This is a genomic window from Massilia eburnea (assembly GCF_050709955.1).
GTDB lineage: Bacteria > Pseudomonadota > Gammaproteobacteria > Burkholderiales > Burkholderiaceae_D > Rugamonas > Rugamonas eburnea_A.
The window spans coordinates 65,531-77,651 of the sequence record NZ_JBNZFX010000005.1; the positions used below are offsets into that span (position 1 = coordinate 65,531).

A 12,121-nucleotide genomic window follows, 5' to 3' on the forward strand; every position below is an offset into this window, starting at 1 on the left:
GAACTACCGGTTTCAGACTGCTATACTGTCGAGTTAACAAAAGAACCAACGTACCAACCCATTAACTGAGGATATTTATGCAACTGGTCAAAACCACCCGAGACACGCTTCTCCGGCCACTGCAGATTGTGAGCGGTATTGTCGAGCGTCGGCACACTATGCCGATTCTGGCCAATATCCTCATCCGCAAGGAAGGTGAAAGCGTCTCTTTCCTGTCCACCGACACGGAAGTCCAGATCACTACCAACGCAGACATCGGCTCGGGTGCCGACGTTACCGGCACCACGGTCGCCGCGCGTAAGCTGCTGGACATTTTGCGCGCCCTGCCGGAAGCCGGCGACGTCACCATGACCCTGCTGAACAAGCGCCTGACCGTCCAAAGCGGCAAATCGCGCTTCGCCCTGCAGACCCTGGCCGCCGAAGAATTCCCAACGGTTCAACAGGCCGAAAGCTTCACCGCCAGCTTCCAGCTGCCGCAAAAGACCCTGAAGCACCTGTTCAACATGGTGCACTTCTCGATGGCGCAGCAGGACATCCGCTACTACCTGAACGGCCTGCTGCTGGTCCTGGACGGCAACAAGGTCATCGCCGTAGCGACCGACGGCCACCGCCTGGCTTTCTGCCAGGTAGAGACCGACCAGAACTTCGCCCGCGAAGAAGTGATCATCCCGCGCAAGACCATCATCGAGATGCAGCGCCTGTTGGAAGAGAACGACGACCCTGTATCGCTGGACATCGCCGCGAGCCAGGTCAAGCTGACCTTCGCCGACATCGAGCTGATCTCCAAGCTGGTGGAAGGCAAGTTCCCTGACTACACCCGCGTGATCCCGAAGGGCTACACCAACAACTTCACCATCGGCCGCGAAGAGCTGCTGCGCTCCCTGCAGCGCGCCGCGATCATGACCAGCGATAAGTTCAAGGGCGTGCGCTGCATCATCACCCCAGGCTCGCTGAAGATCTCGTCCACCAACGCGGACCAGGAAGAAGCGGTTGAAGAACTGGAAATTGACTACGGCGGCGACAGCGTGGACATCGGCTTCAACGTGACCTACCTGCTGGACGTGCTGAACAACCTGAAGTGCGACCAGGTGAACGTGGCGCTGGGCGACAGCAACTCGTCGGCGCTGATCTCGATCCCTGAGAACGCAGACTTCAAATATGTAGTTATGCCGATGCGCATCTAAAACCGGTAGTTCGGGGTCAGACCCAAGGGTCAGACCCCGGTACGCCGAAGCCGCTGGCCGCAGGTCAGACAGGGTCTGACCCTTGGGTCTGACCCAGGTTTACCGGGTTTAAGAAAAGAGCAGAAAAGTAATTCGTTAAAAGAGAAAGCAGTCTATGTCCGAAAGCCACAACGAACAACCCAAGGCCAAAGCAGAAGAATACGGCGCCGCCTCGATCCAGATCCTTGAAGGCCTGGAAGCAGTCCGCAAGCGTCCTGGCATGTACATCGGCGACACGTCCGACGGCACCGGCCTGCACCACCTGGTATTCGAGGTGCTGGACAACTCGATTGACGAAGCCCTGGCCGGCCACTGCACCGAGATCCACGTCACCATCCACAGCGACAACTCGATCTCGATCACCGACAACGGCCGCGGCATTCCAGTCGGCCTGAAGATGGACGACAAGCACGAGCCAAAACGCTCCGCAGCCGAAATCGTGCTGACCGAGCTGCACGCCGGCGGCAAGTTCGACCAGAACTCCTATAAAGTCTCCGGCGGCCTGCACGGCGTGGGCGTCAGCTGCGTGAACGCACTGTCCAAACTGCTGCGCGTGACCATTCGCCGCGACGGCAAAGTCCACCAGATGGAATTCGTCCGCGGCGCAGCGCAGAACCGCGAGATCGAAATGATCGACGGCGTGGCAGTCTCCCCGATCAAAGTCATCGGAGAAACCGACAAGCGCGGCACCGACGTGCACTTCTGGGCCGACGAAGAGATCTTCACGCACGTGGAATTCCACTACGAGATCCTGGCCAAGCGCATTCGCGAACTGTCCTTCCTGAACAACGGCGTCAACATCAAGCTGACCGACCAGCGCAACGGCAAGGAAGAAATCTTCGCATTCGAAGGCGGCACCCGCGGCTTCGTTGAATACATCAACAAAGCCAAGACCGTACTGCACCCGACCGTATTCCAGGCCACCGGCGAGCGCAACTCCGACCAGGGCACCCTGATCTCGGTCGACGTCTCCATGCAATGGAACGACGCCTTCAACGAACAAGTACTCTGCTTCACCAACAACATTCCGCAGCGCGACGGTGGTACCCACCTGACCGGCCTGCGCGCGGCAATGACCCGCGTGATCAACAAGTACATCGACGAGAACGACTTCGCCAAGAAGGCCAAGGTTGAAATCAGCGGCGACGACATGCGCGAAGGCCTGACCTGCGTGCTGTCCGTAAAAGTGCCGGAACCGAAGTTCTCGTCCCAGACCAAAGACAAGCTGGTATCGTCCGAAGTGCGCGGCCCGGTCGAAGAGATCGTCGCCAAGACGCTGACCGACTTCCTGATGGAAAAGCCGAACGACGCCAAGATCATCTGCGGCAAGATCGTGGAAGCAGCGCGCGCCCGTGAAGCAGCACGCAAGGCCCGCGACCTGACCCGCCGCAAAGGCATCATGGACGGCCTGGGCCTGAGCGCCAAGCTGGCCGACTGCCAGGAAAAAGACCCAGCCCTGTCCGAACTGTACATCGTCGAGGGTGACTCCGCAGGCGGCTCCGCCAAGCAGGGCCGCGACCGTAAGTTCCAGGCCATCCTGCCACTGCGCGGTAAGGTGCTGAACGTGGAGAAGGCGCGCTTCGAGAAGATGCTGTCGTCCGAGCAGATCACTACCCTGATCGCCACCCTGGGCACCAGCATTGGCGCCGACGAATTCAATATCGAAAAGCTGCGCTACCACCGCATCATCATCATGACCGACGCGGACGTCGACGGCGCCCACATCCGCACCCTGCTGCTGACGCTGTTCTACCGCCAGATGCCGCAGCTGGTTGAACGTGGCCACATCTACATTGCACAGCCACCGCTGTACAAGGTAAAGGCCGGCCGCGACGAGCGCTACCTGAAGGACGATCTGGAAGAAGCCGGCTACATGATGAACGTAGCGCTGAACACCGCCGCCCTGACCCCGCGCGAGGGCGCCGACATCATCCAGGGCGAAGCGCTGGGCGAACTGGCACGCACCTACAACATGGCCAACGCCATCATGACCCGCCTGACCCGCGTGATCGACCGCGCCGCGCTGACCGCCATCATGACCGGCGTAACGCTCGACCTGACGGCCATCGACGCAGCCCAGGCATCGGCCAAGGCACTGGAAGCCAACATCAACGACAGCGCCGTGACGGTCAGCGTGACCACCGACGAATTGTCCGAGAAGCACACCCTGCGCATCGAACGCCTGCACCACGGTAACGTGAAGGTCTCCTCGATCGACGCCGACTTCGTGCAAGGCGCCGACTACCGCGTGCTGGCCGACGCCGCCGCCACCTTCACCGGCCTGATTGGCGAAGGCGCCGTGATCCGCCGCGGCGAAGGCGAGCGCACCAAGGAAAGCGGCGTAGTGGACTTCCACCACGCCATGCAGTGGCTGCGCGACGAAGCGGAACGCACAGTAAGCAAGCAGCGCTACAAAGGTCTGGGTGAGATGAACCCATCGCAGCTGTGGGAAACCACCATGGACCCAACCGTCCGCCGCCTGCTGAAGGTGCAGATCGAAGACGCGATTGCCGCCGATCAGATCTTCACCACGCTGATGGGCGATGATGTGGAACCACGCCGTAACTTCATCGAAACTAACGCGCTGCGCGCCGGTAACATCGACGTATAAAACCTTTGTAGGTGGACCCAAAAGCTGACATTTGGGGAACCATAAGCTGGCAAGAACCAAGAGGCCCGTGCAGCAATGCATGGGCCTCTTCATTTGGGGAGCTTGTCTTCTAGGTGTTAACACTGCTGCGATTTACGACAGGTTTCCTGTGCCGACAGAAAATTGCCAGCCCTACCACTGTTTCCCTGGGTCGAGCGCAGGGGATTGGATAATTTGCGCCAGGCTAATGTTCAGAGTTGACGAGGTCTAGCTCCTCGAGACGAATCGCCATCGTAGTCACCGACACTCCGAACTGCTTCGCCAGGGAATTGAAGTTCTTCCCATTGAAGCGAACAGTGCGAGCAAGCAGCATGGACAGATCTCGCTGAGTCTTGATCATTTCGCGCACTACTCGCATTTCAAGCCCCAGTGCAAAGACCGTCGCCTCGTGAATGTGGAATGGAGCACCGCCGAAGGTTGCCGAAAACTTCGCACGAACCTGCTTCGCAGGCATCAAGAATGCAGCTGCAAACCTATCAGCCTCCCGCTCAAGTTGGTCACGTCCTTGCTCCGAGCCATCTAAGGGGCGATCCCTGTGGGCCTCTCTTAGATGCGGATGGAGAATCACGTGTCCAAGTTCATGGGCCGTTGTGAACAAACGAACTTCTGAAGGCATATGGCTCGACACCTTCACATGCCCAGGCTGTGCTTCCGTAAGCGTCAAGGCAGCGCCGTCTTGAGCGCTGCGCTACTTTGATCGAAGATGTTCCCAACACCGCTGGGAAGCGGAGTTCAAGCGCTGGGGAGTTTGTCGGCGCAGTTCCAGGGCAGGAAGTCGTCCACCCGATTCACAGGATGGTCGGCGATATGGGCCAGCACGTAGCGCAACCAAGCCTCGGGGTCGACACCGTTAAGCTTGGCCGTTCCGATCAGCCCATACATGGCGGCAGCGCGTTCGCCGCCACTGTCCGCACCTGCAAACAGGAAGTTGCGACGACCCAGGGCCACGCCGCGCAAGGCTCGCTCGGCGGCGGAGTTGTCGATCTCGATGCGGCCGTCATCGCAGTAGCGTGTCAGCGCCGGCCAGAGTTTGAGCGAGTAAAGAATGGCGGCCGCCGTATCGGACTTGCGCGACAAAGTAGCGAGCGTGGCGTGGAGCCATCGTTCGAGGTCGTCGAGCAGTGGTCTGGCATATCGCTGGCGAGCAGTGCACCGCTCGTCTGGCGGTTTGCCGCGTATGCTGTCCTCGATGACATATAGCTCGCCGATCCGGCGTAGCGCTTCGGTCGTTACGGCCGATGGCCGCGCTGCGTGCAAGTCGTAGAATTTGCGGCGAGCATGAGCCCAGCATGCGGCTTCGCTCACTTTGCCGGTCTCGTAGATGGCATTGAAGCCGGCATACGCATCTGCCTGCAAGATGCCGCTGAAGTTGGCCAAGTGCGCTTGCGGGTGCTCGCCTTTGCGGTCGGGAGTATAGGCAAACCATACCGCTGGCGGCGTGCTGTCGCCGCTGGCGCGGTCGTCGCGCACATAGGTCCAAAGGCGCGCCGTGCGCGTCTTGCCATTGCCTGGCGCCAGTACCGGCAGCGGCGTGTCGTCGGCGTGCAGCTTGGTCGCCGCCAGCACATGCCGGCGCAACGCATCGACCAGTGGGCGCAGCAGCGCTCCGGCGGCGCCGACCCAGTTGGCAAGCAAGGCGCGCTCCAGTTCCACGCCTTCGCGCGCATACATAGTGCTTTGGCGGTACAAGGGAATGTGGTCGGCGAATTTGGCCACCAGCACATGCGCCAGCAGGCCGGGGCCGGCCAGACCGCGCTCAATTGGGCGGCTGGCGGCCGGGGCCTGTACGATGGCATCGCAGCAGGCGCAGGCCAGCTTCGGGCGCACATGGCGAATCACACGGAAGCTGGCCGGGACATATTCCAGCTGCTCCGACACGCTTTCGCCCAGTACCTTCAATTTTCCGCCGCAGTCCGGGCATGCTTCACTGGCTGGCATCTGCACTCGCTCCTCGCGTGGCAAGTGGGCTGGCAGAGGCTTGCGTTCGGCCTTCTTGCGAGGTGCCACTTCCACAGGTGCCAATGCTTCGGCCACCGCTGCTTCGGCTTCCAGGTCTTCCAGTTGCAGCTCCAGCTGCTCGATCTGCTGGTCCAGCTTTTCCGAGCGGCGGCCGAACTGCATGCGCTTCAGCTTCGCCAACACCAGCTTAAGATGTTCGATTTCGGCGGTGCGCGTAGATAGTTCGGCGCTCAGGTGTGCCACCTTCGCTTCGCTCGCCAACAACGCTGCATCGCGCGCCAGCAGCATGGCTTTAAGCGCTTCGATATCGTTGGGCAGATTGGCGGCGTTGAGCATGCGTCCAAGTTTACGCAAATCGTGCCATGTTTACAAGGCCGATTGCGGTCGCCAGGTGCGTTCTGGTCGGCGCCAGTCGATCCCTTCCAGCAGCATCGACAACTGTGCTTGTGTCAGCGCCACGCTGCCACTACTGGCCTGCGGCCAGATAAAGCGGCCACGCTCCAGGCGCTTGGCCAGCAAGCATAAGCCGTCGCCGGTCCACCACAGCAGCTTGATTAAGTCACCGCGCCGGCCACGGAATACAAACACGTGGCCACTGAACGGATCTTCTTCCAACGCGGTTTGCACTTTCGCTGCCAGGCCATTGAAACCGCTGCGCATGTCGGTGGTGCCTGCGGCCAGCCAGACTTTCGTACCTGCCGGCAGGCCGATCATCGCAGCACGCGATCCAACACTTGTGCCAACGTGGCGGCATTGGCCTGGCCTTCGATACGTAGCCGCACACGCCCAATTTCCAGCGTGATGATTCCGGCAGGGGCAGGTTCAGCCTCAGGCTGCTGTGCCGGCGTCGTCACCACCACTGGCAGCAACTCACTCCCCGGCGCCGCTGCGCCGCCTACAAGCTGCCCTGCCTCGTATAGCTTGCGCCAGCTAAACACCTGGTTTGCATTGACGCCGTGCTCGCGCGCGAGGCGCGCTACAGAAACTCCGGGCTGCATGGCCATTTCCACGAGCGTTCGCTTGAACTCCAGGGAATGCTGGCGGTACTTGCCACGCGGTCTGCGTTCAATGACTGGTTGAAAATTTGTGTCCATAATTGAATTTGTGGGCACAACTGCTGTGCCAAAATTCGATCATGGCTGGGGGCGGTTTCTCCGTCCAGACGGTGCTGGCTTTACGCTTACGTGCTTCCAGCACACCTGCCACTTCGTATGAGGCAGTGCCGTGTTTAATGGTGCCAAGATTCGCTGCTAGTTCATAGCTGTATCCAAGTAGTCCAAGTGCTCGCTCTGGATCGAGAACTTTAATTGGATCACTCGGCTCTGATGCACCGGCCCATATCTGAGCCTTCCGCTGCCACATTTGAAGGCCAAGCCTTCTGGCGCGATCCTCAATTTCCTCATTGGAGTAGCCCTGCTTTGCACGTGTTCCAAATCCTATAAGTGGCTCAGAACTCCCCTGTGGCTGTGATGCCTCAATCGATTCCGCACGCAAATCCCGAAGACTGCCAAGTGCCGAGGCACTGCCTGCCCCCGGAACATGTCTTCCGGCGCCAAACTCGTCTAACAGTTCTTTCGCAGGATGCGTGAGATACGGTGGCTGCAAAGGACCTCCTGAATGGGACCCACTAAGTAGAGATAGGCATAGTGCGGGCGGGCAATGAGCCTTCACACCCGCCTATTTCTTGCGATTGACGTTCTGCTTTGGTGCACACGGGGTTACCTAAACCTCAATCTAAGAAGTAGAAGGGCAACGACACTAAGAAACTGCCCTACCAATTCTACTTCAAGGGACTTCCTGCAATTGGATGCATGCACGGACAACATCAAGGTGCCACGAAAAGGCGAATCTCTACGTCCAGGTTGGAACATGCGCCTATCCACCCTTGAATAAGCTGATATGCCTGCAGCGATTCACTTCGGCCATGAGCACCTAAGCCCATTTGACTTGCGAAGTCTGATCTTGAAAAGCTGTTTGCTGCGACTATCCAAATTTCCTTCTTTACCGCAATGTTCTTACGCCGATCAGCAATGATCGACCACAAGCGCTCCATCTCAACCTGCAGGTTCGCGCTGGAACCATCAAAGCGCTTGCCGTCGAGAAGGCGAATTCGGCTTTCAAGCCTTTTATCTGCAGTATTTGTTGGCCAATCATTCAGTAGCTCTGTCCAGTTCCCGGCTCGCAAGTTGCGATCGCCCGACATTAGCATTTCTAAGTTCTTGACTGCTTGTGATCCTACTTCCGCAATTGCGCCAGCGGCGGACTGAGGTTTTTGCGAGGATTTCCCGCACTTCACATGTACGTAAACAAGCTTCTCACGCGACGAAATAATAAAGTCAGCGGGCTCCGTGCCCATGTCAGCGCAGAGCAAGATGTCCGGATGCGAAACATAATCGTAGAAGGGCCCTAACTCCAAAAATGAAGGATTCACATTCGAAAAGTTCTTTAGCTGGTCAATAAGGTAAAAGACCGAGTCCGGATCGAACTCATCATCGATCGGTCCTTTATCCGTTCCCTTTTCAGAGAGACCTTCGTGCAGAAGTGCAGGTAGCCCAACTATGACATTGCTTAGCTCTGACTTTTCAATCTCAATGCCCCCTTGCGTTGGGAGTCGAAGTTCGTAAAATCTGCCTCCAGAATACGTAATCCCGTTCTTGAAGAGTGCCTTGCTAAGGCGCGCACTAAGGAGTTCCTCAATATCCATTGCCACGCCATCAGAAGTAGTCGCGACCACGCTAGTGCAAGCGGAAAACTCTATATACGGCTCCTCATGGCTAACACTCACTTTGACGGTAGTGGATGCAATTCCTGGCAAGATTTGAAATTGATCTGCACATTCATAGAACAAGAACTCATCACTGACCTCAACTGCCACTTGGCCTGCCTCGATACGTATCGCTTGTTCGGGATCCATGAACTCGAACATCAAAGCCTCGAGCTCAAGGGGCCCCGTTGGAATTATGGGTTTGGCGAACGAACTGAGAACGCGACTTGTCGCTTCGTTACTCGATGCCAAGCAATCCTCGATCATATCGAACCACTCAGCCAGATCAGACAACCTGAATTTTCGATCCTTATGGTCGGATATCCTGCCAGAATCAATCCCAACATAAAAGCTTCCAGATTTCTTTCCCTGATCGTTTAGCGTATCGCATTTCAAAGTAGACATGCGATACGCGGAGAATTGCTGCTGCCCACCAATCTCGTCTAAGTTTGCACCTTTTAGATGCATCGCCTCTGGGCGGCGTGTGGGTTTGCCAATAGCGCGGGTGCTTGTTTCCTTTGGTCGCATTTTCCCATCCCTAGTCATAACTTTTAGAAGTTTTTCCTGGGGAAGCGGGAATGCCAAGTCCAATTCGGAGTCGCCAGAAAACGACCGGCCTCGACTGTCAAAGACCGCTACTACACCGTTCTTCATTTCTCGCAGCAACGTAATTTCAAGGCTAGGTTCAAAGAACAATTCCTTGGCCAAGAATCGAGACTTGTTGAAGGCTACGGACAACACAATTTGTATAGAGGTCGATCGTGAAACGAAGATCTTGCAGAGCTCGCCGCAATTTGTAGCTCTCCAGTAAAGCGTATCAGCCGCCTTGGCAATAGAGAAGTCTGCGTGAGAATTAAGGAAGCAGATCGAAGCCGTGGGTATCACAAGGGCTTCATCGGGATCAAAGTCGTTAATATTGAACTTTCCCACGAATCTACTTTGGTGGTAACTAAAGTCGGGAAACGCATCAAGGTAAAGCTCTATCAATTTGGCACTATCCAAAGAGCTCAAGAACTTTGCCACACCTGCTTCAGATTTCAAAGATGAGTCGAAGTCTAGGTAACTTTCCCACATCACTCGGTTGGCGTCATCCGCTATCTCAAGCACGACTGGTTCCTGGTTCTTAAAGGCGCGCACTACGCGGCCAATTGTCTGGACAAGCTCACGTCCGCTGCCCACAACATAGGTCAATACCAGCAACTTCGCGCATGGGATATCTACCCCTTCATCTAATTTGTGCTGGTGGATAAGTATGCGATACGCGCTTTCCGCGATGTCCTTCGGAACCGATACTCGCTGGACATCGAGCGAATCGTTTTCGAACGCATCGTGCACAGCAATGGTTGGCGCAAGCTTAGATAACCTTTCGAAATAGCTCTGAACCTCGTCGAAGTTCTTGCACTTCACAATACATTTGAGCTCAGGATTCGCTTTCAGGAAGCTGTTGATCGCATCTTCCAAGTCATTACTTTCGACCAATTCCATACGAGGCGCAAAAAGCACCCCGTCCTCGGCCGCTTCGGCGAAGGTATAGATGTAGCTAATATAAGGACTAACGTCAAACTGGAAAAGGTCGTTGCGATAGGGCGTTGCTGTGACGATGATTCGATGGGAATTCGCCCCCCGCACCAAAGTCCGCCACACTGGAGACGGCTCTGAGTGCCCCTCGTCAATAATTATTAGGTCAAATTCCTCGCGGATTTCATCCAGATGTTCTGAGGGCTGCCTTGAAAGCATTTGAAAAGTTGTTACATAAATGCCGTTGTGACTAATGTCGTCAATCGAGTCAAACACCGTTCGCTGCGCGGTCACCGCGACAGGCGCTGTCTTGTGAAAAAATCCGCCTTCGATCTGCTTAGCGAGCTGATTACACACATAACGACGATGGCAAAGAACAAGTACCTTGTGCTGCGGCGCGTAATGCGCAAGGGTGGCGATGACCCCTGACTTTCCAGCACCCGTAGGCAGACTAAGCAAACAGGCTTTGTTCTCCTGTTGCTCCAAACTGGATGTCAGATAGCCTATACCGCAACGTACCGCATTCTTTTGACAGTCTCGCAGTGCGATCCAAATATTTTGGTCAACACCAAGATCATTTACAGCAGCTTGATCCATCCGGAATACCCTTCACACAATTTTAATCGCCGTTCTAGCTGCGTTAGCGGAATCTTGGGATCTGAATCGCCAGCCTGTGGAACTGGGCTTCAGCCCATTTGAAGGTGATCCGATCCTCGACGCGCTTTGTCGCGGATATTGCCGGTGGTCCAGCAGATCCCCTGAACAACCCACCGCTGCACGGTTCATGCATCATTCAGCAATGGGAAATGGTTCGATTGCCTTAAATATTCCTGTAACGCTCATGTTGCGCCTAAGTTCAAACTGATCGAGTGCCGCGACTACATCAAGATCGGGTAATGCCGAAAAATTGATGGCTTGCCATGCCGAGCGCTGCACCTTGACCGAGTAAAGGTAGTCGTCTTGAACATGTGCGGTGGCCTTATTAGGCCGCTGTGAGTACGCCGACAAAGTGACTTGATTCACACTAGGTAACGATGCAAACGTTTCTCCTATAAGTCGAAAGCCGATCGCATGGATGTGGCGCATGTACAGCTTCTGTACATGAGTTTTCGGCATCTCCTTAACGGAAAACCGAATTCCTTTAGCCGGCATTGCTGCAAGCTTGGTTGGCAGCTGCTCAATCTCCGGTAGATCAACATCTAACGCGACCAGCGAACCGTCCACCGAAATGTTGATACCGACAAGCGTCTCCTGCGGCCAAACAATTTCTTGTAACGTTTGCTCCAGGAGCACTTCCATGGAGGCAGAACTTCCTTTCATCGCCCCCTCGAAGTCCGCCTTTCGCTTGGCTGAAATCTTCTGGTGCTTGCGACGCTCATCTTCCCAATTGTTCACTTCCGCAGTGTATGCCTCAACCAACTTTGAGTTTTCGCTGTCTACTCTAGCGCGCAACTTGGCAAAAAGCAGGGCCAGTAACCCATACTTCCGCTTAGTCCGCTCGATTGGACGAGGCATTGTGAAAGGAATCTCACAAAACTGTGGGCTACTCGACGGCGGCGGCGTATAAAGATGTATTTCCCCCAGTGATTCAATGGCACCATTAATTTGGTCACACTTCGTCAAAATCATGGCGCGAATATGGTCACCCTTCTGTGCTTTTGCAGCGGCAATCATTTCATCCGAAGCTGGTGCGCCTGAGCCATCCTTGAAAATCACCTCACCTTCATCCGTTACTTCCACCGTGAGCGACACCGAGCGGACTGTCTGAGAGCTTGAACGTGATGAAGGGCCTTTACCATCCAACCTGGCCCGGCTGGATATACCCAAACCTGGAATTCCTGAGTTCAGGTAAGTTCCGCGCTTACCAATACTGACTGAAGCACCTCGAGGTCCCAAATTCCACGATACGCCGCTTGAACCAATGTTCATACGAACGCCAGGTGCAAGCTTTATAGACTTTCGAAATCTCAGTGTCATCAGTTTTCTCCACTCTAAGTTGTTAGATCA

Annotated in this window: 9 protein-coding genes; 2 read left to right on the forward strand and 7 right to left on the reverse strand. The window is 55.9% G+C overall.

The window, feature by feature from the left end:
* Positions 1 to 77 precede the first annotated feature (77 nt).
* Positions 78 to 1,184, forward strand: a complete 1,107-nt coding sequence (gene dnaN / locus ACQ4MM_RS05180; RefSeq protein ID WP_431476375.1) for a DNA polymerase III subunit beta — start codon at positions 78 to 80, stop codon at positions 1,182 to 1,184.
* Between the two features lie 154 nt (positions 1,185 to 1,338).
* On the forward strand, positions 1,339 to 3,834 hold the full coding sequence (gene gyrB / locus ACQ4MM_RS05185; RefSeq protein ID WP_431476376.1) for a DNA topoisomerase (ATP-hydrolyzing) subunit B: 2,496 nt from the start codon (positions 1,339 to 1,341) through the stop codon (positions 3,832 to 3,834).
* Positions 3,835 to 4,057: 223 nt separating this feature from the next.
* On the opposite strand, the gene ACQ4MM_RS05190 is transcribed toward gyrB, so the two are convergent.
* The 7 genes from ACQ4MM_RS05190 to ACQ4MM_RS05220 form a co-directional block, all read right to left on the reverse strand.
* Positions 4,058 to 4,537 carry an ImmA/IrrE family metallo-endopeptidase gene (locus ACQ4MM_RS05190; RefSeq protein ID WP_431476377.1) on the reverse strand — a complete coding sequence of 160 codons (480 nt, stop codon included), beginning with the start codon at positions 4,535 to 4,537 and terminating at the stop codon, positions 4,058 to 4,060.
* Between the two features lie 68 nt (positions 4,538 to 4,605).
* A complete protein-coding gene (gene tnpC, locus ACQ4MM_RS05195; protein ID WP_431475435.1) occupies positions 4,606 to 6,168 on the reverse strand; it encodes an IS66 family transposase in 1,563 nt (520 codons plus the stop codon).
* Positions 6,169 to 6,198: 30 nt separating this feature from the next.
* Positions 6,199 to 6,546 carry an IS66 family insertion sequence element accessory protein TnpB gene (tnpB, locus tag ACQ4MM_RS05200; RefSeq protein ID WP_055936366.1) on the reverse strand — a complete coding sequence of 116 codons (348 nt, stop codon included), beginning with the start codon at positions 6,544 to 6,546 and terminating at the stop codon, positions 6,199 to 6,201.
* Positions 6,543 to 6,926, reverse strand: coding sequence for an IS66-like element accessory protein TnpA (tnpA, locus tag ACQ4MM_RS05205; RefSeq protein ID WP_431475436.1), 384 nt, complete (start codon positions 6,924 to 6,926; stop codon positions 6,543 to 6,545). The genes tnpB and tnpA overlap by 4 nt, the downstream gene beginning before the upstream one ends.
* Positions 6,898 to 7,437, reverse strand: a complete 540-nt coding sequence (locus ACQ4MM_RS05210; RefSeq protein WP_431476378.1) for a hypothetical protein — start codon at positions 7,435 to 7,437, stop codon at positions 6,898 to 6,900. The genes tnpA and ACQ4MM_RS05210 overlap by 29 nt, the downstream gene beginning before the upstream one ends.
* Before the next feature lie 220 nt (positions 7,438 to 7,657).
* Positions 7,658 to 10,711, reverse strand: a complete 3,054-nt coding sequence (locus tag ACQ4MM_RS05215) for a DEAD/DEAH box helicase (RefSeq protein WP_431476379.1) — start codon at positions 10,709 to 10,711, stop codon at positions 7,658 to 7,660.
* A gap of 192 nt (positions 10,712 to 10,903) precedes the next feature.
* A complete protein-coding gene (locus ACQ4MM_RS05220; RefSeq protein ID WP_431476380.1) occupies positions 10,904 to 12,091 on the reverse strand; it encodes a DUF4236 domain-containing protein in 1,188 nt (395 codons plus the stop codon).
* Between the last annotated feature and the right edge of the window lie 30 nt (positions 12,092 to 12,121).